Origin of the sequence: Alcaligenes faecalis (assembly GCF_005311025.1) — a bacterium.
Lineage (GTDB): Bacteria > Pseudomonadota > Gammaproteobacteria > Burkholderiales > Burkholderiaceae_B > Alcaligenes > Alcaligenes phenolicus.
Window position 1 is genome coordinate 1340478 of record NZ_CP031747.1, and the last position, 24025, is coordinate 1364502.

Genomic DNA, 24025 nt, shown 5'->3' on the forward strand with positions numbered 1-24025 from the left:
TTGTATAGGACAGCATTCTTGTCTGAAAATTCCCAGGGCGGCTTTGCTGCTTTTTATTTTTCAGCGCTGCTCGAAGGCGTTCTGGATCCAGATCAGGGTGTCGTCTTCAATGGCGATAACGTCAAATCGGCAGGCGGGCAGCCTGCCCTGGAAATAGCGCTGGCATAGCGTCGGCAGCCATTGTTGGGCTGTCAGGATCAAGCGCCGTTGCTTGTCCCGGTTTACACTGGCAAGCGCCCCGCCGTAGCCCTTGTGATTGCGCTGGCGCACTTCCAGAAAGACAAGATGATCTTGATGCCACAGAACCAGGTCAATCTCCCCAAAGCGAGCACCCAGTTGACGGGCCAGAATATGGGCACCCTGCGCGGTGACATGATCGCAGGCGCGCTGTTCAGCCTGGTCGCCGCATTGCTGGCTGGGAGAGCGCCGTGGCCTGTCCTTTCTGGCTGCAGGACGACTACGCTGTTTGCGCCGCAGTTGCCGGTTTTGAGTCTGGCGAGCGTATTCAAAGGGATTCATAGGGATACACGATGATCAATAAGCAGGATCAAGCATGAGCGATACCGAAAACCGAACAGGGAATGCCGGCGTCTGGCAAAGCATGATGGACAAGGTGCAAGGTCAGGTCTGGCCACAGTCTTGCCTGTATGTGGTGGCCACGCCCATTGGCAATATGGGAGACCTTAGCCTGCGCGGCTGGCAGGCGCTGGAACTATGCGACATTATTGCGGCAGAGGATACGCGGGCAACCCGTCCTTTCCTGCAGGCTTGGGGCATACAAACGCCTTTGATGGCGGCGCATCGCCATAACGAGGCCCAAGCCGCTCAGGCAATTATCGAGCGTCTGGAGCAGGGGCAGCGAGTGGCCTTGGTATCGGACGCGGGTGCGCCTGCTGTCAGTGACCCTGGTGCTCGCGTCGTACGTTCAGTGCGGGAGGCGGGCTTTCAGGTGATTCCTTTGCCCGGTGCCTCGGCAGTCATTACCGCTCTGATGGGTAGTGGTGCAACCAGTGACGAGAACCCCGCTTTTGCTTTTGCCGGTTTCATGCCGCCCAAAACTGTGGCGCGCCGTAAGTGGCTGCAGCATTGGTCCAGCCTGGGTATGCCGGTATTGATGTTTGAGTCTCCTCACCGTTTGCGTGCGGCCTTGCGCGATATGGAAGAGGTGTGTGGCCCGGAGCGCGAACTGACTTTTGCACGTGAACTCAGCAAGCGTTTTGAGCAAATTCATACCGTGCCTTTGGGGCAGGCCTTGGGCTGGCTGGATGAAGACAGCCACCGCGAGCAGGGTGAATTTGTCCTGATTCTGCATGACGCTGTGCGCGAAGTGGACGAAGATGCGCCTGCGCTGGATGCCACTACAGAGCGCTGGATGAAAGCCTTGCTGGAGCAGGTCTCGCTGCGTGATGCAGCCCGGATTGCCAGCCAGGCGACCGGAATTCCTCGTGATGTTCTGTATGCCTGGGGTCTGGCGAACTCGCCCAAGGACTAGGGCGCCTGGGTTTAGCGAACGGCAACCGAAGGGCTCAAGCCAGTTTGCTGCTGGATACGGTAAGCCGCGTTAATTGCTTCGGTCCGATTCTGATACGGGCCAATTTGTACCCGGTACAGATCGTTGTGCATCTGTACTTGGGCATCGCGATACTCTATCTGCGCAATCTGGCGATTCAACTGCTGTGCCAGGGCAGCCGCATTTTCACGGGCAGAAAAAGCGCCAAATTGCAGGTAGACCCGGCTCTGGCCGGACGGGGCCTGCGGCTTGCTGGTGGCAGCGGGCGAGGACTGCACAATCAACTGCTGATCGCTGGCGTCGCTGCTCCAGCTAGGCGAATCGTCCAGCTCTACCTCTATGTCTTGCTCAGACAAGGCGGCCAAGGCGTCCGGCGTGGGCTCCAGCTTTTCGGTAATCACCAGGCTGGATTTGGGGGCCGGAGCGGCGGGAGCCGGCTTGGGAGCCGGAGCCTCGGCAAGTTCAATGTCACCCCGGCCAAAACTGCCACTGCGTATTTCTTCCTGTGTGATGGATTCAACCACCACGGTGCCGCTGCCGGGCGCAATCAAGTCCAGCTTGGCGGCGGCAACGTAGGACAAGTCGATGATGCGTGAGCTATGAAATGGCCCGCGGTCGTTAATGCGCACAATGACGGATTTGCCTGTTTTGGGCCGGGTCACGCGGGCATAGCTGGGGATGGGCAAGGTAGGATGCGCCGCCGTCATGGCGTACATATCGTAGGTTTCGCCATTGGCTGTTTTCTTGCCGTGAAACTTGCGTCCGTACCAGGAGGCGGTGCCGGTCTGGGTAAAGGCTTTGTGTGAAGTGTGGGGAACAAAGCTTTTGCCGAGCACGGTATAGGGGCGGGTATTGCTGCGGGCGATGGGTTCTATTCGGGGAACTGCGTCGGGGGTGGCTTGAAGATTGGCTGGGATGCGGGCGTCGGGGCCATCGTCCTTGTAGTAGCCCCCGCCTCGGGGAGCTGAAACGGTGGCCCCTGATTTGGCTTTGGGCTTGGCGCGTTTGGGGCTGGAAGCGCATCCAGCCAATAAGGCCAGGATGCTCAGGATGGCGCCTAGTTTGCGTACAGTTGGGCTCATGGGACGGGATTAATGGGCGGTTGATTGCGATGGCGCACCAGCAAGGGGGCGTAATCAGCAAAACGCAGCGCCAGTTGTTCGGTAACGTACACAGAACGGTGCTGACCGCCGGTGCAACCAATGGCGACCGTCAGGTAGTTGCGGGTGTCCTGCATATACAAAGGCAACCAGCGACGTACAAAGCCGGCGATGTCATCCACCATGGTCTCGACGGAACCGAACTGGGCCAGCCATTTGGCTACTGGTTCGTCGCGGCCTGTCATGGGGCGCAGCTCCGGATCGTAGTGAGGGTTGGGCAGGCAGCGAACGTCGAACACCAGATCTGCATCGCCGGGCACGCCACGCTTGTAGGCAAAGGATTCGAAAGTCAGCACCACGCTGGCGCGGTCGGCTTGCACCAGATCCCGAATCCAGGCACGCAATTGGCCAGGGGTCAGGTCGGTGGTGTCGATAATGTGACCCAGCTCGCGCAAGGGGGCCGTCATTTCACGCTCAACGGCAATACATTCTTCCAAGGAAGGCGAACGGCCATCCTGACGCAAGCGGTCTGTCAGCGGATGACGGCGGCGCGATTCCGAGTAACGCTGCATCAGCGTGTGATCGCTGGCGTTCAGGAACAGGACACGCAGGGAGTAGCCTTCTTCATTCAGTTTGCTGATGACACCGGGAAGGATGTCCAGATCACCGGCGCCGCGCACGTCAATGGCAACGGCCAGCCGCTCCAGCCCTTGTTCGGCAGAGCGCTCGACAAATTCGGCCAGAAATCGGGGTGGCAGGTTGTCGATGCACAGGTAGCCGGTATCTTCCAGCAGGCGCAAGGCAACTGATTTTCCCGAACCGGATATGCCGGTAATCAATACAACTTTCAGCATCGTGGCAAAGGGCTCCGAGTCGCCGCCCGGCGGGCAGCGTTTAGGTGAAACAGGACAAAGCTGTCAGGGCCGTTAAGTGCCAACCGGCCCTTGAGCGCCTAGTCGTCGCGACTATTCATGATAGCCAATGCCTGGCGCTCGATGAAGTCGCCCATGGTATCAATGCCGCGGAAGGCCAGAATGGTGTTGCGCACGGCGGCTTCCACCAGCACGGCCAAGTTCCGGCCTGCGGCCACTTGAAGCATCACGCGTTTGATGTCCACCCCCAGCACTTCCTGGGTCTGGTCCTGTGTAGGCAGACGCTCGAAGCTGTCGGGGTTGGAACGAACCAGGTGCACAATTAGTTTAAGCTTCATTCTACGACGAACGGAGGTTTCGCCGAAAATGGTGCGAATGTCCAGCAGTCCCAGCCCGCGTACTTCCAGCAGGTTCTGCAGCAGGGGCGGGCATTGGCCGTCAATCATGTTGGGAGCCGTGCGGGACAGCTCAACCGCATCGTCTGCAACCAGCCCGTGCCCACGGGAGATCAGCTCCAGTGCCAGTTCACTTTTACCCAGACCGGATTCGCCGGTAATTAGCACGCCCAGACCCAGCACATCCATGAACACGCCATGCATGGTGGTTTTGGGGGCCAGACGTTTGCCCAGGTAGATGCGCAGCAAATCGATCAGTTGGGCCGCATCGATAGGGGTGTAGAGCAGCGGCACCCCTTGGGTTTCGCAAAACTGGATCAGATCGTCGGGCGCAACGGCGTCGTTGGCAACGAACAGGGCAGGAACACCGCCTTGCCTGAGATCATCCAGATGATGCAGGCGACGTTTGACGTCAAAGCGGTTGTAAAAAGAGAGTTCTTCAGGACCGAAAACCTGAATGCGGCCAGGGTGGATCAGGTTCAGGTGGCCGACCAAATCCGCGGCAGAGGCGCCAAGATCGGGGATGGGGCGTTGGGCAGCTTGTTTTCCGGCTGCCCAGCTTACCTCGAGCTTGTCATGATTATCATTGACCAGTTCTTGAACTGTCAGCATCGGGGTGTTCCGCGTTGAGATCAGGGGTCTGGGTCAGGAGTTGGTGGATTTGAACAGGGTCCGTTTCCTGGGCCAGCGCCTGGCGGATGTCCTGATCGGCCATTAAACGGGCGATCTCGGCCAACAGGTCCAGGTGAATTTGAGTAGCCGTTTCGGGAACCAGCAAAAAGAACAGCAAGCTGGCGGTACGACCGTCGCTGGCATCAAAACGCACCGGTTCGGCCAAGCGCATGAAAACGGCACAAGGCTCCTTCAAGTCCTTGATGCGGCCATGCGGGACGGCTACGTCGTGGCCAAGGGCAGTGGAGCCCAGACGCTCGCGAGCGATCAGGCTATGGAAAACGGCTGTCCGGGCAATGCCGTGATGGTTCTCGAAAATCAGTCCGGCTTGTTCAAAAGCGCGCTTCTTGCTGGTAACAGCAAGATCCAGAACCACGTTGGACAAAGGCAAAATACGCGACAAGAGATTCATGACGGCCATTATAGGGGGGAATGTTTTTTAGCTAAACATTTTTTGGATGGCTAACAACAGGCGGACACTGTGCCAAGAAACACAAAACCCCGAACTTCTGAAAGAACGGGGTTTGTCGGCAGGCGGCTATGCCTGCTGTAACAGTTCGGCGTGATCAGGCTGCCGGAACTTCGAGCCGCTTGGCGGGCTCATGCGCATGGCTGTTTGCCTTTTCCTTGTATTTCAGAATCTGGCGGTCGATCTTGTCGGCTAGCAGATCGATGGCGGCATACAAGTTTTCGTCTGAAGAGGCGCAGTGTATATCTTTGCCGGGGACACGGACGGTCACTTCGGCATTGTGCTTCAGGCGTTCAATGGAAAGCATAACCTGCGAGTCAACCACGTTGTCGAAGTGCTTTTCAATTCGACCAATTTTGCTTTTGACGTAGTCGCGAATGGCAGGAGTTATGTCAAGATTACGGCCAGTGATGTTAAGGCTCATATAGGCTCTCCGTAGTAGTCAAACAACATGTTTCAGAGGGGGGAATATCTTCGTGTTTAGCCTCCTTACTACTGATCTTGGATATTCCAGTATACCTATATGTTGGTCAGATAACATGACCTGGATCAATCTGCGGTGTGCAGGAAAACCCTTGCTCCGACAGGCCCCGTTACAGGGCCACAAGTCGGCTTACATTCGGAAGTTCGAGCCCAGGTAAACCTTGCGCACGGCTTCGTTATCGATGATCTCGGACGGGTGCCCGCTGGTCAGTACCGTGCCTTCGCTGATGATGTAGGCGCGGTCACAGATGCCCAGGGTTTCACGCACGTTGTGATCGGTAATCAGCACGCCAATATTGCGGCCTTTCAGAAATTGCACAATGCGCTGGATTTCAATCACGGCGATCGGGTCCACCCCGGCAAAGGGTTCGTCCAGCAGAATGAAACGGGGGTTGCTGGCGAGCGCTCGGGCAATTTCTACGCGGCGGCGCTCGCCACCAGACAGGGATAGGGCGGTATTTTGACGAATGTGCGCAATTTGCAGCTCGCTGATCAAGGTTTCCAGGCGCTCGTTGATGTCGTTCCTGCTGATGCTGCGGCCGTTATCGTCCAGCTGCAGCTCCAGCACAGCGCGGATGTTTTCTTCAACCGTCAGGCGGCGAAAGACGGAAGCATCCTGGGGCAGATAGGACAGGCCCAGCCGTGCCCGCTTGTGCATGGGCATGGCGGTAATGGGCGTGCCATCAATTTCAATACGGCCTGCATCGGCGGGCACAATGCCTACAATCATATAGAAGCTGGTGGTTTTACCAGCCCCGTTCGGGCCTAGCAGGCCCACCACTTCGCCGCTTTCCACATTCAAAGAAACATCCTGCACGACCGTACGTTTGCCGTAGGTCTTGCGCAGTCCCTGGGCAATCAGACTGCCTTTGGTCGAGTGGCTGGCGCGAGTAGGGGTAGACGGGTTGTTAGAAGCAACCATGATTCAAGGGGGTCCGGGCTATTTGCGGGGGGAGGACTTGCGTTGGCATTCGGCCAGAGCAGCATCGGCATTGGCGCGTGGGCGGGCCACAGAGCGGACCCGGCCATCACGTGTGGCGGAGTCCGAACCACCAAAGGCCTGGTACGTGCCATCTTTTTGGCGGTAGATAATGCGCTGGCCCTGGACAGAGTCCTGCAGCTTGCCGCAAACATAACGATTGACGACTGCCTTGCCAATCAGCTCGACCTCTTCGGTTTTGCCGTTGTAGATAGCTCGGACACCTTCGGCGACCATCAGTTCAAACTTGGCCGGGTCTTCCTGACGAATAGTGACACGGGCGCGCTCGGTCACCGTTGCGGTGCCGTGCTGGAAACCTTCCGCGTCCTGCTCGATGGCCAATTGGTCAGCCATCAAGGTCATGGCGCCACGGGTCAGGATGATGTTGCCTTTGTAAATGGTCTGCTTGGCAATATCGTCGTAAGTCAGGGTATCGGACAGCACGGAGGTGTCCGGTTCGGCGGCAGCAGAGGCAGCCGCTTGGGCCAGAGCAGGGGCCGTAGGCAGCAAAGCCAGGCTGGCAGTGCTCAGGCACAGGGCCAGGGCACCACGCAAAAGGCTAAGAGAGAGCTTGGGCTTGTGGCCCAGGCGGGCGCTGTCAGGCGTGGTCATGGGGGGGAATCCTTAGAACTATTGGAAGAACGCGCTTTTTGTGTTTGTTGGCCGGAGATTTTAACGTCGGATTCCGACATGACGTTCAATTGGCGAACGCGATTATCGTAACGCATCCCGGTACCGCGCATGGTGGATTGGCCGTTGACGACCAGGGCCGGTTCGTTGGTGTACACCACGTCCTCTTCGGGCAGGATGATCAGCACTTCGCTGCGCACGTCCATTGCCTCGTCATCAGGTGTGGCCTGGCGGTGAATATGGGCATTGCCTTTCATGGTGATGGTGTCCCCGCCTGCATTCATGTGTGCCGTGTCGGAAGTGGCAATGGTCAGGGGCGAATCGGCCCGGTTGCTGACCGCGCGCGGGGCCGTAATGTCGTGCGAGTCGTCATCCGGGTAGTGATAGGCAATCTTGCCATCCAGGCGGCTGATGGCCATCCCGGTTTGGTCGGAGCTGATCATGGTGAAGTCGCGCGCCCAGGAGTCGGGTTCGTGGGTAATGCGGCGCGGCGGGTCAATGGCGACCGAGCTTTGGGTGTAATCGACCGCCCACAGCGTTGCCAGCACCAGCAAGGTCAGCAACAACAGGGAAATGACGGTGGGTAGACGGTCACGCATGATTACTGGATGACTCCCGTGGTCTTCAAAGGACCACCTGTAATAAAGGGCGCAAGGCGACCCTGGGAGGCCAGGATGGCATCACAGCATTCGCGCACTGCGCCGTGGCCGGCGGGCTGTGTGGCTACCCAGCTGGCAATTTGACTGATATAGAAGGGGGCTTCAGGCACGCTGGCGGAAAAACCCACGCGCTGCATGGCGGGCAAGTCGATCAGATCGTCGCCCATATATCCCACTTCACTTAGGGACAGGCCGTTTTCCTGAGCCAGCTGGGTCAGGATGGCAATTTTGTCGCGTACGCCCTGGTAAACAAAAGGAATGCCCAGTTCGGCAGCGCGACGCGATACGATGCCGCTTTCGCGTCCGGTAATCAGGGCGACATTAATGCCGCTTTCGCCCAGCATGCGTAAACCGTGGCCGTCCAGAGCGTGAAAGCTCTTGAACTCCTCGCCGTTCGCGCTGTACCACAGGCGTCCGTCGGTCAGCACGCCGTCCACGTCAAACACCATCATGCGCAACTGACGTAATTGGGTGCGCACGTTCTCGGGCAGCTTGGCCAGAATTTGAGCTTCAGCGGGATGGAGCGGGATGGTGGGCGTATTCATCATGATCAGATTACCTTTGCAGCCAACAGGTCGTGCATGTGCAGAGCTCCCAATAGTAGCCCGTTTGTGTCCAATACCAGCATTTGGCTGATACGCAGGGCATCCATTTGCTCGGCTGCTTCAATGGCCAGGGCTTCGGCGGCAATGCTGCGCGGTTCGCGCGACATGCCTTCAGATACTGGCAGATTGCGTATATCGCCGGCACGAGCAATCAGGCGGCGCAGGTCGCCATCGGTGAACATTCCAACGGGGTGGCCTTGTGCGTCCGTGACAATAGTCATGCCCATGCCTTTGCTGGACATTTCTATCAGGGCATCGGGAATCAGGGTCTCGGGGGATACGATAGGCAGTTGTTCGCCGCTGCGCATGATGTCGCGCACAAACGTCAGTAGTTGACGGCCCAGCGCACCACCGGGGTGGGAGCGGGCGAAGTCTTCGCGGCTAAAGCCTCGTGCTTCCAGGCAGGCAACGGCCAGTGCATCGCCTAATACCAAGGCGGCTGTGGTACTGGCCGTGGGAGCCAGGTTGAGTGGGCAGGCTTCATGCTCTACATGGGCATCCAGATGCAGGTCGGCATTTTGGGCCAGTTCGGACTGGGCATTGCCGGTGATCGCAATCAGTTTGGCACCCATGCGGCGCAGCACAGTCAGCACCGTGACCAGTTCCTGGGCCTGCCCAGAGTAGGAAATGGCAATGACCACGTCCTGCTTGGTAATCATGCCCAGGTCGCCGTGCAAGGCTTCGGCAGCGTGCATGAAAAAAGCGGGAGTGCCGGTCGAGGCCAAGGTAGCCGCGATCTTGCGCGCTACGTGGCCGGACTTGCCTATGCCGGTCACCACCACACGGCCCTGACAGTGCACGAGCAGTTTGGTGGCTTCTACAAAACTTTGGTCCAGACGCCCGCCCAGCGCTTGTAACGCGTCAACTTCAATGGCGAAGGTGCGTTGTGCCGAGGACAGGATATGTGCGGGGTCTAAAAGTGCCGGTGTATTCATGGCGAAATTGTAAACGTGAAGTGTCTGCTTGGCATGTAGATTTGCAGGAGGCAAATTGTAAGGTCAGATGGCCTTGGACCAGTGGCAAGCCGAATAGTTTAGGGTTAAGATACGTCTTGTTTTGTAATTTCAGTAATTACTGAAAATTCAGGAAGCCATGAATCTAGGACCACAGGCAGAGCGTTTTATTCTGCACTTTGGGGAGATGGGCGGGCGCTGGGGGGTCAACCGGACGGTGGGCCAGATCTATGCGCTGCTGTTCATTGCCCCCGAAGCCCTCCACGCCGACGAGATCGCTGAAACGCTAGGCATCTCCCGCTCCAATGTCAGCATGAGCTTGCGCGAGTTGCAGTCCTGGCGACTGGTCAACATGACGCACAAGATTGGCGAGCGCCGCGAATACTTTGAATCTCCCAAGGATGTATGGGATATTTTCCGTACTTTGGTGGAGGAAAAGCGTAAGCGCGAGATTGATCCCACATTGACCTTATTGCGAAGTATCCTAATGGAAGCGCCCGTCAATGACGAAGAGGAATATGGGCAGCAGCGCATTAACGAAATGCTGGAATTGATCGAGTTGGCTTGTGGTTGGTTTGACGAGGTTCATCACTTACCGCCCGAAACCCTGCAAAATCTGATGCGTTTAGGTAGCAAAGTTCAGAAAGTGCTGGGGTTCGCCGGGAAGATTCGCAAAGCTGATCAAACTGGGGGTCGTCATGATTGATCTGGATGTCGTTACCTTGTCGCGGTTGCAATTTGCTTCCACCGCGATGTTCCACTTTTTATTTGTTCCCTTGACGCTGGGCCTGTCTTTTTTGCTGGCCATTATGGAAAGCGTCTATGTCATGACGGGCAAGGCCATCTGGCGTCGCATGACCAAGTTCTGGGGCGTACTCTTTGGCATTAACTTTGCCCTGGGTGTCGCAACCGGGATTGTGATGGAGTTTCAGTTCGGTATGAACTGGGCCTATTACAGTCATTATGTAGGCGATATTTTCGGCGCGCCGCTAGCCATTGAAGGTTTGATGGCTTTTTTCCTGGAAGCAACCTTTGTCGGCCTGTTCTTTTTCGGCTGGGATCGCCTCTCCAAGCTGGGACACCTGATTGTTACCTGGCTGGTTGCCATCGGTACCAACCTGTCGGCCCTATGGATTCTGGTCGCTAACGGCTGGATGCAAAACCCGGTCGGTGCCATCTTCAACCCCCACACCATGCGTATGGAAATGACCGACTTTGCCGAGGTCATTCTCAATCCCGTTGCGCAAGCCAAAGTTGTTCATACCGTTAGTGCCGGCTATGTCCTGGGTGCCATGTTCGTGATGGGCATCAGTGCCTGGTACTTGCTGCGTGGTCGCCATATTGATCTGGCCAAGCGCTCGATGACGGTAGCGGCCAGTTTCGGCTTGGCAGCGTCCCTGTCCGTGGTGGTGCTGGGTGATGAAAGTGGTTACCTGACTACTGAACACCAGCAAATGAAGATTGCAGCCATGGAATCCATGTGGGAAACCGAGGAAGCCCCTGCCAGTTTCAATCTCTTGGCCTGGCCTGATCAGGAGGCCCGTGAAAACCGCTTTGCCGTGGAAATTCCATGGGTGATGGGTTTGATCGGTACACGCTCAGTCAGTACCCCCATGCTGGGCATTAATGAACTGGTCGAACATGCCAAGATTCGTATTGCCAATGGCTTGCGCGCTTACGAGGCACTGCAGCTGGTGCGCGCTGATGACAGCAATATCGAGGCCCGCCGCGTCTTTGACAATAACTGGAAAGACCTGGGCTATGCCTTGCTGCTCAAGCGTTATACGGACGACATTACCAAAGCCGATACCGAGACCATCGCCCAGGCTGCCTGGGATACGGTGCCACAGGTTGCACCCCTGTTCTGGAGCTTCCGTGTGATGGTGGCGCTGGGGCTGTACTTCATCCTGTTCTTTGGCGTGGCTTTTGTGCTGGCATCGCGTGACCGACTGCAACGTCACCCGCGCTTGCTTAAAGCAGCGGTCTGGAGCATTCCCCTGCCTTGGATTGCGATCGAATGTGGCTGGTTTGTGGCCGAGTTCGGACGTCAGCCCTGGGCGATTGAAGGTGTCTTGCCTACCTACTATGCGGCCTCTGGTCTGTCCTTTGTGGACTTGATGATCAGTATGACCATCTTCCTGTTGCTCTATACCACCTTGGCGGTGATTGGCATCAAGGTCATGTTGCACTCGGTGCGTAAAGGGCCGGACGAGGCTGGCGAGACCGCCACACCTTCCGCTTTGTCTTATGGTTCGCGCAACGCTCCGTTGCTGCGCGGTTAAGGAGGGGGAACCATCATGGAAAATTTGATTCTTCTCGATTACGACACCTTGCGCATCATCTGGTGGTTGCTGCTGGGCGTTTTGTTGGCGGCATTTGCCATCATGGACGGGGCCGACCTGGGTGTGGCCATGGTGTTGCCGCTGGTTGCTCGCACTGATGATGAGCGGCGCACGTTGTACAACGTGATTGGCCCGGTCTGGGAAGGTAACCAGGTTTGGTTGATCGTGGCCGGTGGTGTGGCCTTTGCGGCCTGGCCCTTGCTGTATGCCATGGCTTTCTCGGGCTTTTATCTGGCCATGATGTTGCTTTTGGTCGCCTTGATTGTTCGCCCGGTGGCCATCAAGTACCGCAGCAAGCTCAGCTCGTCGCGCTGGCGTCGTAACTGGGATGCGATCTGGACCGCCTCCGGTCTGGTTTGTGCTCTGGTGTTTGGTGTGGCTATTGGGAACGTGATGCTGGGCGTACCTTTCGGCTTTGACGAGACCACGCTGCGTCCCATGTACCAAGGCAACTTCTTCGGTCTGTTCCAGCCCTTTGCCATTCTGTGCGGTTTGCTCAGCGTTCTGATGCTGGCTTTCCAAGGTGCGGTGGTTGTTGCCTGGAAGGGCAGTGATCATGTGGCTCGTCGTGCGCGTGCCTGGGCCATGCCTTTGGGCCTGCTGTCCATTGTGGCTTTTGCTGCCGGCGGCTGGTGGATCAGTGCCATGAATGGCTATAGCATGCCTTGGCCCGAGGCGGCCCACGCCATGTCCAACCCGATTGGCAAGACGGTCGATATGGTTGAAGGTGCCTGGTTGGCTAACTATCTTACCTGGCCTGCCTTGTGGGCAGCCCCCATTGTCGGTTTTGCGGGCTTGCTGTTCGGTGCCTTGCTGGCTGGTCGTGGTCGCGGCTTGTTGGCTCTGCTGTTCTCGTCCTTGGCACTGGCTGGCATCATCCTGACTTTTGGTTTTGCCGTCTTCCCATTCCTGCTGCCTTCGTCCTTGAACCCCGGTTCCAGCCTGACCCTGTTTGATGCCTCGGCCAGTCATCTGACCTTGTGGATCATGCTGCTGGTGACACTGGTGTTCCTGCCCATCATCGTGCTCTATACCTCCTGGGTGTATAGCGTAATGCGTGGCAAGGTGTCGGTTGCCAGCATGAAAGATTCTTCTCATTCTTACTAAGGAGGCCAGCGCATATGTGGTACTTCTCTTGGGTTCTAGGTTTGGGTCTGGCCTGCGCATTCTCCATCCTGAATGCGATGTGGTTCGAGCTGCGTGAAAACACGGCTTTGCAGAGTGCAGCTGCCTCCAAGGCTAAAGCAGATATCGAGGTCTGATTGACACCGCAAAGTCCAACGGCGCAACAATGGCTGGGGCAATTTTCCAGCCGCGCCCGCACGGCTTTGCGGGCTTCCATGCTGGCCCCTGTGCTGGCCGGCGCTTTACTGATTCCTCAGGCCTGGTTGCTGGCAAAGATTGTGCAGGCAATTGTGGTCGATGGCTTGCCCTGGACCGGGCAGCTTTTCTCTATCCTGATGGTGGCCGCACTTTTGTTGCTGCGTGCCGCCATTTCTGCTTTTGGCGAGCGCCGTGCGCAAAAGGTTTCAGAACATCTGAAACAAGGGCTGCGCTCCGAGCTGTTTGCCCGACTGTTCCGCAGTACGATGCCGCGTTTGCGGGCCAGCAATAGCGGCGAACTGTCCACCAGCTTGATCACGCAAATTGAAGCCCTGGATGGCTTTGTGACGCGTTACATTCCTTGCATGGCAGCGGCGGCCCTGGTGCCTTTGGCACTAGTGCTGGCAGTGTTGCCGGTGGATGGCATTGTGTCCTTGATTCTCTTGTTGAGCACGCCCCTGATTCCCCTGTTCATGGCCTTGGTGGGCTGGGGGGCGGAAGCGGCCAGCCGTGAACAACAACAAACAACGCTGCGACTGTCCGGCTTTTTCGCCGACCGGCTGCGCGGCATTTTTACCCTTAGCTTGATGGGGCGTGGGCAGGACGAGTTGCAGCGTGTGGAATTGGCCAGTCAGGAGCTGCGCACACGTACCATGAAAGTGCTGCGAATCGCGTTTTTATCGTCGGCTGTGCTGGAGTTCTTCGCGGCATTGGGTGTGGCCGGGATAGCCGTCTACATTGGCTTGGGTTACCTGGGCTATCTGGGCGAGTCCTTCTCGGGCATTAGCCTGCAACAAGGCTTGTTCTGTTTGCTCCTGGCCCCGGAGGCCTACCAGCCCTTGCGCCAATTGGCCGCTAATTATCATGATCGGGCAGCGGCGCGTGCGGCTGCAGTAGAAGTCGACAGACTGTGGGCAAACTTGGGCCAGGATTTGATTCCTGCGGCTCCCACCAGCGCCGACAATGAAGCGGTTTTTCCCAACTTGCCGGTACTGGTCTTGCGTCATCTGCATTTGCCGCAGTTGGGCGGGCAGGGGACCTTGCTGGAAGTGCCCGGCCTGCAACTTTATATAGATCAGTCTTACGCCTTGCTGGGGGCCAGCGGCTCCGGCAAGACCAGTCTGCTGGAAAGTCTGATTGGTTTGCGCCCCTTGGCGCAGGGTGAAATTTTACTGCGCAATAGCGATACTGCCGGGCGCTTGCTGACGCGCCATGATGGCGTCGTACTGATTTCCCAGCAGGCCTTTTTAGCCATGGGGACCATTGCCGATGGCTTGCGTCTGGCGGCCCCACAAGCCAGTGATGAACAGCTGTGGCAAGCCTTGGAACAAGCCTGTGCAGCCGAATTTGTACGGACCCTGCCCGATGGTTTGCAAACGGCGCTGGGCGAGGGTGGTTTTGGCCTTTCCGGTGGTCAGATTCAGCGCTTGGCACTGGCCCGCCTGTTTTTGACAGACCCGCATGTGGTTTTGCTGGACGAACCCAGCTCCCGCCTGGATGCGGCGACCCGGGATCGTGTCATGCGCAATATTCTGCGCTTCTGTCAGGGACGCTGTCTGGTCGTGGCCACGCATGACCAGCAACTGGCGGCCATGTGCTCGAACCAACTGCACATTGCCCAAGGAGTCCTGACGGCATGAAAGCGTGGTTTCGTCTCTTAGGTTCCAGCCTGCGCGCACGACGTGGGGCCGTATTGTTTACGGTTCTGCTGGCGATCAGCACGGTGGCGGCCGGTGTTGGTCTGCTGGGTGTAGCTGGTTGGTTTCTAAGCAGCGCTTTTCTGGCTACGTTGGGCATCGTATTCAATCTGTTTGGCCCTTCGGCCATGATTCGCGGCCTGTCTTTTTGGCGTATCGCCTCCCGGTATCTGGAGCGCGTCGTCGGTCATGCCCTGACGCTGGATTTGCAAGTACGCATTCGCAGCCTGGTTTTCGGACGCTTGAGCCGATTCAGTCAGTCTCGCTTGGCCCAGTTTCGAGATGGGGAGCTGGCTTCCAGTCTGACCTCTGACGTGGCTGTGCTGGATCTGGTGCTTTTGCTGATTTTGGTGCCGCTGACTACGGCTGTGGTGGCTGGTCTGGTGTTTAGCGCTGTGCTGCAAACCTGGCTGTCCTGGTGGGCCTGGCTGATTCTGGCTTGTTTGCTGATTGCCGCTTGTTTGATTCCGTATATTTGCGCCCGTGGCGCCAGCCGTGCAGCCCAGCAAGTCCATCAACTGGAAAACCGCCAGCGTGTTCTGGTGCATCAGGCCATCCGCGCCTATGCTGATATTCAGGTGTTTGCCGCTGCGGATGCCGTGCAGGAACAAGTGGACAAGCTGGGACTGGAACTGGGGCAAGCCCGTTTGCGCAGTAATGGCTGGGGCATTGTCGGGCAGTTTTCCCAGCAGGTCTTGATGGGCGTGGCCTTGATGACCTGCCTGCTGGTTGGAGCGCAACAGGTCAATCTGCAAGCCATGAGCGGCCCCTTGTGGGTGGGGCTGGTGTTGGCTTTGCTGGGCTTGTTCGAGATCATGGCACCCATGATGCGCGGTGCGTCCCGCTTGGGAGAGGTTCAGGCAGCCAGCAATCGTTTGCTGACAATTCTGGACGAGCCCGAGGAAACCGATCAGGCGCAAGGGCAGGCGATTGCGTTGGACAGGCCAGCCTGCCTGGAAATCAAAGATCTGAATTTTTCCTACGGTTCACAGCCCGTATTGGAGCAGTTGTCGCTGCAAGTCCAAGCTGGTGAGCACATTGCTATTTTTGGTCCCAGTGGCTCCGGCAAGTCTACCTTGCTGGGTGTGCTGATGCGCTTGTTGCCTGTTTCGGAAAAGCAGTATCTGGTTGAGGGTAAAGCAGCCCAGCATTGGAGCCGCGCCAGCTGGTTTGATCATTGCGCCTTGCTGGCACAGGACTCGCCACTGTTTCTGGGTTCGGTGCGAGATAACCTTTTGCTGGCAGAACCGACAGCTTCAGAGCAACAAATCTGGCAGGTGCTTCACGACGCCCAACTGGACAGTGTGATACGTGAATTACCCCAAGGGCTGGATACCTGGCTGGGCGAGGGCGGGCAGCAATTGTCCCTGGGGCAGCAGCGCCGCCTGTGTCTGGCGCGTGTGCTGTTGTCGCCTGCCCATATCTGGTTTCTGGACGAGCCTACGGCCAGTCTGGATGGCCCGACCAGCCAGGCCTTGATGCGGGATATTCTGGCTGCAGCGCAAGGAAAAACCGTGATTATGGCAACCCACGATACCCGTTTGCTGCCTTTGGTCGATAGCGTTTATCAGTTTGAGGCGGGGCGTTTGCAGCGCAAATCCGACACATCAATAAATACTTTAGAACCAAACTAAAAGGACGCTGCGGGTCAAGTCTGCAGGGATTTTTGCTCAATCGCGTCGTATTAGTACAACTTACGAGCACAAGCCGGGTGAGCCCTTGTTGCTGCTGCCCAATTGTGTACACTTGCAACGTATCCAAGTGCGCCCTTCGCGCCCGGATTTTTTGTTGTAGAAGCTTTGACATGCAAATTGATCCCACCCAGTACATCCGTCAAATCATTCGCAATGTGCCGGACTGGCCCAAGCCAGGGGTGACTTTCCGCGATATCACCACCGTCTTGCAGGACCCGCGCTCCTTCCGCGTTCTGATTGACCTGTTTGTCTACCGTTACATGGGACAAAAGCTGGATCTGGTGGCGGGTGTGGATGCGCGTGGCTTTATTGTGGGCTCGGTTCTGGCTTACGAGCTGAACTTGGGTTTTGTGCCTGTGCGCAAGAAAGGCAAGCTGCCTTTCAATACCGTGGCCGAAGAGTATTCCCTGGAATATGGCAATGCCAGCGTCGAGATGCACACGGACTCCGTGCGTCCTGGTCAGCGCGTCCTGCTGATTGACGACCTGATCGCGACCGGCGGCACCTTGCTGGCGGCGGCTCGTTTGCTGCAGCGCCTGGGTGCCAACGTGGTGGAAGCCGCCGCGATTATTGATCTGCCTGAACTGGGTGGATCCAAGGCCGTGACAGATTCCGGCTTGTCGGTTTACACCGTCTGTAGCTTTAACGAATCTGACCGCTAATTGCCAGGACCGGCGTATTGCCGGTTTGGCTTTGTAGCCTGAATCCCTGCCATGCCCGGAGCATCGCAGGGATTTTTCATGTCTGTCTGCTTGAGAGTGGGGCTGGCGTACGGCCAGCTCCGCGCTTTGTTGTGTTGCTTAGAAACGGACCTTCATGAACAGGGAGCCAGCATGATCCTGATTGCGGCCAAACTGCCCCTGATAGTTCAGACCAAAAGAAGTGCTCTTGCCTGCTTTGAGCTCTGCGCCCAGCTCGGCAACAGCGGCATTCTTGGCAATAGGAGCACCGCTGATACGGAAGTTGCTGCCGGGCAGGGCGGCAAAGGCCAGTTCACGTTCGGGTGTGGTGTCGCCCAGGGCATGACGCCAGCCTAAACCGGCGCTCAAGGACAGCGTGGTTTTGGACAAGTCCAGTTCCGTGGTGCCGCGTAGACCCAGCGTGACAGTGCTCAGGTTCTGGCGCTGCGAGTCTCCGCGCAAGGCGGCTTGACCGCCCGATTCACTAAAGGAGCCGTGACGCAGTTGATGCCAGTTCACGCTGGCATAGGGTTCCACGCTGGAGCGTGGGCTGACCGGCATGCGGTAGCCCAGTTGGGCAAAGGCCTGGATGCTGTGCGCTTTGTAATCAGCCTTCAGTGTTTCGCTTTGATGAATCGAAATCGAGCGTTCGCTGTCCAGGCTGTGGCGGGTGTAAGCACCACCTGCCAGCAGGTTCAGACTACCCGAACCCATTTCCCAAGCTTGTGTTCCATACAGGGCCGCGCTGTAGCTGTTGCTGCGTGAGGTCTGGCGACGATCATCCAGCTTGATACGGTTTTCCAGATAGCCCAAGGAGGCCCCCATGCGCCAGCCTTGTTCGCCGATAGCCGTATCGCCACCCAATAACAGACCGCCCACTTTATGACGAACATCCTGGCTGTTGTCGTCACCGTCCAGATCGCGCTGTTGATGGATCACTTCAGCCCAGAGCACTGCCTCTTTGCCTACGGTATTACGCGCACTTGAAGCCTGTTTGCCCAAAGCACGGGGCAACAGATCTCCGTTGCTTAGCAAGGCGGAAGTCGTACCTGCATGGATCTGGCCTTGTAGCTGTTCCATATAGCCTGCCACGTTACCGGATTGGGCATTGAGTACCGTGTCATACAGCTCAGCCATAGCCGCAGGGGGCTGCGTTGAGCCGGCATCCAAGGCCTGTGCGACAGATTTCTGATTGCCTGTATGAGCAAAAGCGGCAAAGGGGATGTCATTGCGTTCGACCATCACGGACAGACTGGAGCCGTAAAGCAGTGTGGGTGACAAGAAGGCCATGTCATAAGCGATGCTGCTGTATTGCCCGGTCACGCCATTGGCCGCATCCAGGAAGGAATAAGCGATGTTCTGGCGAAAAGGGCCACCGGCCAGTTTCAGTGTGCCGTCGATATGGGCGGCACCACCTACTACTAAACGATCGGTGGCACCTGCAGGGCCAACTTCCAGCTCATGCACCGAACCGGCATGGGCAGTGTAGTCTCCGCTGACGGTCAGAGTGCCAACAGAATTACCTGGAGCCAGGGTGCCGTAGTTATCGACTTGAGCGACTGTACCGGCCCCCCCCAAGGTGCCTTCGCGTTCCACTGTGACCGCAGAAGCCAGCGTGCCATTGACGGCCAGACGGCCCCCGCTGACGGTGGTGTCACCGGTATAGCTGTTATTGCCCGTCAGCTCCAGGGAGCCGGAACCGCGCTTGTGCAGCCCACCCGTGCCACTGATGTCATTGGCGAAGGTGGAGTGGTAGCCCAGCGTATCGACGTCGAACAGGCGGGTAAATTGTGCGGGTCCTTGTACGGCCTTGCCTACGTTCATTAAACCCCAGCCGTAAATGCTGGGGTCTCCCAGAGGGGTGGCGGTGGTCAGCAGGGTTTGTTGCAGATGATAGGCGGTGAAGTAGGGGAACGCTTCCTTCACCAGCGCCGCACCGCCCGCGACGTGCGGGGAGGCCATGGAGGTGCCACTTTTATAAATATAGCCTCCATCCGAGTTGACGGAGTTAATGCCAGGGGCCCACTGCCCCCCTGGCGCGGTCAAACACCACTCGGCGGCAACACCACATTTATTGGCGTAGACGGCCAAGGAACCATCTTCCCCGACTGCCGTCACGGCCAGCCAGTTGTCTTTCAGTTCGGGAAACCAGTAGGGAGAGCCGGCCAGAAAATCAGGGTGGTCTTGAGACTCATTGCCGGTAGCAAATACCATCAGGGAGCCAGCCTGCGCACTGTTCTTGAAGGACTCAATGATCAGAGGTTGAGCCTCTAGGGCGCTTTGAGCTGAGCCATAGTCCACAATATGGCAGGGTGGGTTATAGGACCTTGAGCAGTCATTGAGCCCCAGACTGCTATTGATAATGGGCAGCTTGAACTGGGCGAGATAGTTCCAGCCATTAGAAAGCATTCGATCTTGAAAGGCCCTTATATCGTCTGGAGTCGGGGTAGTGTCGTCACCACCATCATCATCGTCGTCATCGTCATCAGTATTGATGCCGTAGGCAACCGCAAAAAGCTGGCTATTGAAGGCGACGCCGTGCATGCCTGCTTCGTCGCGTCTCGCACCAATGATTCCGGCAACATGGCTCCCGTGTCCGGCAGGGGGCTGAGTATCGACTCCTTGGCCATTGGCGTAGGGGGTATTGTTGGCAAAGTCAAAGCCCCCAGCAATGGCGCCGGCAAACTCAGGGTGATTTGCCTGAATGCCCGAGTCCAGATAACCGACCGTGACGCCTTTGCCGGTAAAGCCCAGCGAATAGGCTTTGGCTGCATTGATCATGTCCAGGCCGGGTTGACGCTTATATTCTTTGGTGCGCCATTGCTCCAGTGAGCTCTCGGAATCGGCATGGACGATGCCAGGTAAAGTCAGGCTTAACAAAGCCATCTGCACCAGCATAGAGGTGTTGCGTTTCTTGTTCGACATGTCTTATCTACTTGGATCTTCTAAGGAGGGTGGCCACTCGTTGTGAAAACCTGCCTTGGAGGTTCTCAAGGCATCTTTAATTTAACGGCATAGCCGTTTAAACCGGCAGTTATGGGCTGCTGTATTGTTGAGGTCGTGTTCTTCTGGGCCCCTGCCATGCAGGCGCATCGCAGGGATTTTTGATGGCCGTCTGTTATGCCTGCCGCGGGATTGGCGGAACGCCAAGCCCGCCTCGGGGCCTTAAATCAGAAACGTACCTTCATGAATAGCGAGCCAGCATGGTCCTGATTGCGGCCAAACTGACCCTGGTAGTTCAGACCGAAGGATGTGCTCTTGCCGGCTTTCAGCTCTGCGCCCAATTCGGCCACAGCGGCGTTCTTGGCAATCGGCGCGCCGCTGATGCGGAAGTTGCTACCGGGCAAGGCGGCAAAGGCCAGTTCACGCTCGGGTGTGGTGTCACCCAGGGCATGACGCCAGCCTAAACCGGCACTCAAGGACAGCGTGGTTTTGGACAGATCCAGTTCCGTGGTGCCACGCAGACCCAGCGTCACGGTGCTCAGGTTCTGGCGTTGCGAGTCTCCGCGCAAGGCTGCCTGACCACCCGATTCGCTAAAGGAGCCGTGACGCAACTGGTGCCAGTTCACGCTGGCATAGGGCTCGACGCTGGAGCGAGGGCTGACGGGCATGCGGTAACCCAGTTGGGCAAAGGCCTGGATGCTGTGCGCTTTGTAATCAGCCTTCAGTGTTTCGTATTGGTGAACGGAGAGAGAACGCTCGCTGTCCAGGCTATGGCGGGTGTAAGCACCACCAGCCAGTAGATTCAGACTACCCGAACCCATTTCCCAAGCTTGCGTTCCGTACAGGGCGGCGCTGTAGCTGTTGCTGCGTGAGGTCTGACGGCGGTCATCCAGCTTGATGCGGTTTTCCAGGTAGCCCAGAGAGGCACCCATGCGCCAGCCTTGTTCGCCGATGGCGGTATCGCCACCCAGGAACAGGCCGCCCACTTTATGACGAACATCCTGGCTGTTGTCGTCACCGTCCAGATCGCGTTGTTGGTGAATCACTTCGGCCCATAGAACGGTGTCTTTGCCGTTTTTATTACGTGCGCCTGAGGCTTGTTTGCCTAAAGTGCGGGGCAAAAGATCCCCGTTGCTTAGCAGGGCGGAGGTCGTACCCGCATGGATTTGGCCTTGCAATTGCTCCATGTAGCCTGCGACCTGTCCGGACTGAGCATTGAGGACCGTGTCGTACAGTTCGGCCATGGTGACCGGCGGTTGATCCGAGCCGGTATCCAGCGCGTTGGCCACGGCTTTCTGGTTCCCCGTATTGGCAAAGGTGGCAAACGGCGTGTCATTGCGCTTGATCATCAAGGACAGGCTGGGGCCGTAGAGCAGCGTTGGCGACAGGAAGGCCATCTCGTAAGTGATGTGACTGTACTGACCTGTCACACCATTAGCTGCATCCAGAAAGGAATAAGCCACATTCTGGCGGTAGGGGCCACCGGCCAGTTTCAGCGTGCCGTCGATATGGGCTGCACCGCCAACCACCAGACGATCTGTTGCGCCTGCGGGGCCCACTTCCAGTTCATGCACCGAACCGGCATGGGCGGTGTAGTCGCCGCTGACGGTCAAGGTGCCAACCGAATTACCTGGAGCCAGGGTGCCGTAGTTATCGACTTGAGCGACTGTACCGGCCCCCCCCAAGGTGCCTTCGCGTTCCACTGTGACCGCAGAAGCCAGCGTGCCATTAACGGCCAGGCGACCGCCGCTGATGGTGGTGTCACCGGTATAGCTGTTATTGCCCGTCAGCTCCAGGGAGCCGGAACCGCGCTTATGCAGGCCGCCGGTGCCACTGATGTCATTGGCGAAGGTGGAGTTGTAGCCTAGCGTGTCTACATCGAACAGGCGGGTGAATTGCCCGGGTCCTTGTACGGCCTTGCCTACATTCATCAGGCCCCAGCCAAAAACGCTGGGGTCGCCCAGGTCAGTGGCGGTGGTCAGCAAGGTCTGCTGCAGGTGATATGCCGTGAAGTAGGGGAACGCTTCCTTCACTAGCGCCGCACCGCCCGCGACGTGGGGGGAGGCCATGGAGGTGCCGCTAAAGGCGACGTAGCCGCCAGAGGATTGGACCGAATTAATCCCTGGATTGTCGTCACCACCGGGGGCGGCCAGACACCACTCGGCTGCTACGCCGCACTTGTTCGCATAGGAGGCTAAAGATCCATCCTCGCCCAGGGCTGTCACGGCCAGCCAGTTATCTTTTAGTTCAGGAAACCAGTAGGGGGAGCCTGCCAGCAGGTCAGGGTGGTCCTGCGATTCATTGCCGGTGGCAAAGACCATCAGGGAGCCTGCGTCTACGCTGTTGTGGAAAGCCTCGATCGCCAGTGGCTGCCAATCCAGTACGCCTTCGGGCGAGCCATAGTCCAGGACATTGCAAGGTGGTGGGGAGCTGGCATCGTTGCAACCATTGACGCCCAGGCTGCTGTTGATGATGGGCAGTTTGAACTGTGCCAGATAGTTCCAGCCTCGGGAGGCAACGCGGTCGAATGCGGCGGCTTGGTCGCGTGGGTCCGGTTCATAAGGATCGTTGCCAAGCATGTCATCATCATCGTCTTCTCTCGCATCGTAGGCGACCGCAAAGAGCTGACTGTTGAAGGCGACACCGTGCATGCCTTTGCCGTCGCGACGTGCGCCAATAATGCCCGCAACGTGGCTGCCATGACCTGCTGGAGGATCGGCATCTATGCCTTGGCCGTTGGCATAGGGGGTATCCGTGTTGAAGTCAAAGCCACCCGCAATGGCACCCGCAAACTCCGGGTGTTTGGCTTCAATTCCCGAATCCAGATAGCCGACCGTCACGCCTTTGCCTGTAAAGCCCAGTGAGTAGGCTTTGGCCGCATTGATCATGTCCAGGCCAGGCTGGCGTTGGTATTCTTTAGTACGCCATTGCTCCAATGAGCTGTCTGCTTCTGCATGGGCAAGGCCAGGTAAAGTCAGGCTCAGCAAGGCCATCTGCACCAGCACATAGGTGCTGCGTTTCTTGTTCGACATTTCTTCCTCTCCTGGGTGTTTTTCTCTGTGTGGCGGCAATGTGTTGCGAGGTCGTGCTGTCGAGTCCTTGCGTGCCATTTAACGTCGTAGCTGTTGAATCTTATAGCGGCCAAATTTACGTTTTGTCATGCTTGGCGTTTGAAACACACGAAAACGGACGAGTGCACCGGAAGGGCAAGGAGAAAGAGTGGCGATTTCTCTGGTGAGAAAGGCGTTTAATCAGTGATCCGTTTTCTTTGTCTGGAAATCAGTTAGTGACGACTTTGTTGCAGAGTCTGCAACATTTTGGGTGCAGGTCGAGGCTTGTAAGGGGCGAAGGCTTACCTGTTTGTCGTTGTATTAAGGTGCTTTGACGTGGTGAACGCTGGAGCACAGTTCCCGCGCTTCCAAGGCTTGCTGCGATTGCGAACTCGGGGACTTCAATTGGCCACAGGCTCTGCCAGCAAGGCGCGCACTCGCTCAGGTTTCAAGGTTCGTGCCGCTGCAAACCCGGCAATATGGCGCACCCTGACCAGATCCAGAGCGAGGAAATGAAAGTCCGTAAAGCTGCTTAGAAATTCCATATCGGGAAAACGGGCGGTATAGGCTCGTTTGGCCTGTTCCCAGTCGGGCTGTTCGCGCTCCAGTTTGCGGGCCTGCATTTGGAAGGTGACACGGGGCAAGTCATGGACAGCATCCTGGCCATGCTCGCTTTGGCTGACCATCAGGCTGGCATCGGGACGTTGCAGCAAATAACGGGTATGAGCCGCCATTTCGCTGATGTGGATGATGATGCTGGCTTGTTCAGGGCAGATCGCAAAAGGGACACGAGAGACCACCGGCAAGCCCTGATTGCTGAGTGTGCCCAAAGACGCAGTGCGTTCACTGCGGAGCAGGGCCTGCAGGCTGTTTAGCAATGGATCATCAACAGACATAAAGACACCTATTCTGAAAAAGCTTCCATACTGCGGTTGGGACTTCATTCGTCCCTAAGGGAATTTCCTTGGG

22 protein-coding genes are annotated in these 24025 nt (G+C 57.4%); 8 read left to right on the top strand and 14 right to left on the bottom strand.

The genetic code is table 11. From position 1 onward, the window contains the following. Positions 1 to 60: 60 nt before the first annotated feature. Positions 61 to 519 (bottom strand): YraN family protein, encoded by a 459-nt coding sequence (locus tag D0C27_RS06095; protein ID WP_137430631.1) that lies wholly within the window; start codon positions 517 to 519, stop codon positions 61 to 63. 34 nt (positions 520 to 553) lie between these two features. On the opposite strand from D0C27_RS06095, the gene rsmI reads away from it, so the two are divergent. Then, entirely contained in the window at positions 554 to 1492 is a 939-nt protein-coding gene (gene rsmI / locus D0C27_RS06100) for a 16S rRNA (cytidine(1402)-2'-O)-methyltransferase (RefSeq protein WP_035270288.1), read from the top strand. An 11-nt stretch (positions 1493 to 1503) separates the two neighbouring features. On the opposite strand, the gene D0C27_RS06105 is transcribed toward rsmI, so the two are convergent. From D0C27_RS06105 to D0C27_RS06150, 10 genes are all read right to left on the bottom strand, one after another. Further along, complete coding sequence (locus D0C27_RS06105; protein WP_035270291.1) at positions 1504 to 2592, bottom strand: septal ring lytic transglycosylase RlpA family protein; 1089 nt, start codon at positions 2590 to 2592, stop codon at positions 1504 to 1506. After that, on the bottom strand, positions 2589 to 3464 hold the full coding sequence (rapZ, locus tag D0C27_RS06110) for an RNase adapter RapZ (protein WP_009458649.1): 876 nt from the start codon (positions 3462 to 3464) through the stop codon (positions 2589 to 2591). Before rapZ ends, D0C27_RS06105 begins: the two co-directional genes overlap by 4 nt. A gap of 98 nt (positions 3465 to 3562) precedes the next feature. Then, positions 3563 to 4489, bottom strand: a complete 927-nt coding sequence (gene hprK, locus D0C27_RS06115) for an HPr(Ser) kinase/phosphatase (protein WP_137430632.1) — start codon at positions 4487 to 4489, stop codon at positions 3563 to 3565. Beyond that, entirely contained in the window at positions 4461 to 4961 is a 501-nt protein-coding gene (locus tag D0C27_RS06120; RefSeq protein ID WP_051316301.1) for a PTS sugar transporter subunit IIA, read from the bottom strand. Before D0C27_RS06120 ends, hprK begins: the two co-directional genes overlap by 29 nt. A 154-nt stretch (positions 4962 to 5115) precedes the next feature. Then, positions 5116 to 5442 carry a ribosome hibernation-promoting factor, HPF/YfiA family gene (gene hpf, locus D0C27_RS06125; protein ID WP_009458652.1) on the bottom strand — a complete coding sequence of 109 codons (327 nt, stop codon included), beginning with the start codon at positions 5440 to 5442 and terminating at the stop codon, positions 5116 to 5118. Positions 5443 to 5631: 189 nt separating this feature from the next. Next, on the bottom strand, positions 5632 to 6423 hold the full coding sequence (gene lptB / locus D0C27_RS06130; RefSeq protein WP_088451994.1) for an LPS export ABC transporter ATP-binding protein: 792 nt from the start codon (positions 6421 to 6423) through the stop codon (positions 5632 to 5634). An 18-nt stretch (positions 6424 to 6441) separates the two neighbouring features. After that, on the bottom strand, positions 6442 to 7092 hold the full coding sequence (gene lptA / locus D0C27_RS06135) for a lipopolysaccharide transport periplasmic protein LptA (protein ID WP_021447173.1): 651 nt from the start codon (positions 7090 to 7092) through the stop codon (positions 6442 to 6444). Further along, the gene (gene lptC / locus D0C27_RS06140; protein WP_060185340.1) at positions 7089 to 7709 is read right to left on the bottom strand and encodes an LPS export ABC transporter periplasmic protein LptC; all 621 of its coding nucleotides are present in this window, start codon (positions 7707 to 7709) and stop codon (positions 7089 to 7091) included. The genes lptA and lptC overlap by 4 nt, the downstream gene beginning before the upstream one ends. Before the next feature lie 2 nt (positions 7710 to 7711). Next, positions 7712 to 8317, bottom strand: coding sequence for a KdsC family phosphatase (locus D0C27_RS06145; protein WP_080748003.1), 606 nt, complete (start codon positions 8315 to 8317; stop codon positions 7712 to 7714). A gap of 2 nt (positions 8318 to 8319) precedes the next feature. Then, the gene (locus D0C27_RS06150; protein ID WP_021447172.1) at positions 8320 to 9309 is read right to left on the bottom strand and encodes a KpsF/GutQ family sugar-phosphate isomerase; all 990 of its coding nucleotides are present in this window, start codon (positions 9307 to 9309) and stop codon (positions 8320 to 8322) included. 157 nt (positions 9310 to 9466) lie between these two features. On the opposite strand from D0C27_RS06150, the gene D0C27_RS06155 reads away from it, so the two are divergent. From D0C27_RS06155 to D0C27_RS06185, 7 genes are all read left to right on the top strand, one after another. Further along, positions 9467 to 10033: a GbsR/MarR family transcriptional regulator gene (locus tag D0C27_RS06155; RefSeq protein ID WP_009458660.1), complete on the top strand. Its 567-nt coding sequence runs from the start codon at positions 9467 to 9469 to the stop codon at positions 10031 to 10033. Then, complete coding sequence (locus tag D0C27_RS06160; protein ID WP_009458662.1) at positions 10026 to 11609, top strand: cytochrome ubiquinol oxidase subunit I; 1584 nt, start codon at positions 10026 to 10028, stop codon at positions 11607 to 11609. Before D0C27_RS06155 ends, D0C27_RS06160 begins: the two co-directional genes overlap by 8 nt. Before the next feature lie 15 nt (positions 11610 to 11624). After that, positions 11625 to 12776 carry a cytochrome d ubiquinol oxidase subunit II gene (gene cydB / locus D0C27_RS06165; RefSeq protein WP_137430633.1) on the top strand — a complete coding sequence of 384 codons (1152 nt, stop codon included), beginning with the start codon at positions 11625 to 11627 and terminating at the stop codon, positions 12774 to 12776. 14 nt (positions 12777 to 12790) lie between these two features. Continuing rightward, entirely contained in the window at positions 12791 to 12931 is a 141-nt protein-coding gene (gene cydX, locus D0C27_RS06170; RefSeq protein ID WP_009458674.1) for a cytochrome bd-I oxidase subunit CydX, read from the top strand. Then, positions 12932 to 14632: a thiol reductant ABC exporter subunit CydD gene (gene cydD, locus D0C27_RS06175; protein WP_240688321.1), complete on the top strand. Its 1701-nt coding sequence runs from the start codon at positions 12932 to 12934 to the stop codon at positions 14630 to 14632. Next, positions 14629 to 16323, top strand: coding sequence for a thiol reductant ABC exporter subunit CydC (gene cydC, locus D0C27_RS06180; protein ID WP_137430634.1), 1695 nt, complete (start codon positions 14629 to 14631; stop codon positions 16321 to 16323). The genes cydD and cydC overlap by 4 nt, the downstream gene beginning before the upstream one ends. A 170-nt stretch (positions 16324 to 16493) precedes the next feature. Further along, positions 16494 to 17045 (top strand): adenine phosphoribosyltransferase, encoded by a 552-nt coding sequence (locus D0C27_RS06185; RefSeq protein ID WP_009458676.1) that lies wholly within the window; start codon positions 16494 to 16496, stop codon positions 17043 to 17045. A gap of 138 nt (positions 17046 to 17183) precedes the next feature. Here D0C27_RS06185 and D0C27_RS06190 read toward each other — a convergent pair whose 3' ends face one another. The 3 genes from D0C27_RS06190 to D0C27_RS06200 all read right to left on the bottom strand — a co-directional run bounded on the left by D0C27_RS06190 (position 17184) and on the right by D0C27_RS06200 (position 23952). Continuing rightward, the gene (locus tag D0C27_RS06190) at positions 17184 to 19988 is read right to left on the bottom strand and encodes an autotransporter domain-containing protein (protein WP_137430635.1); all 2805 of its coding nucleotides are present in this window, start codon (positions 19986 to 19988) and stop codon (positions 17184 to 17186) included. A 245-nt stretch (positions 19989 to 20233) separates the two neighbouring features. Then, on the bottom strand, positions 20234 to 23038 hold the full coding sequence (locus D0C27_RS06195; RefSeq protein WP_137430636.1) for an autotransporter domain-containing protein: 2805 nt from the start codon (positions 23036 to 23038) through the stop codon (positions 20234 to 20236). A gap of 419 nt (positions 23039 to 23457) precedes the next feature. Further along, positions 23458 to 23952, bottom strand: coding sequence for a HugZ family protein (locus D0C27_RS06200; RefSeq protein WP_240688322.1), 495 nt, complete (start codon positions 23950 to 23952; stop codon positions 23458 to 23460). Between the last annotated feature and the right edge of the window lie 73 nt (positions 23953 to 24025).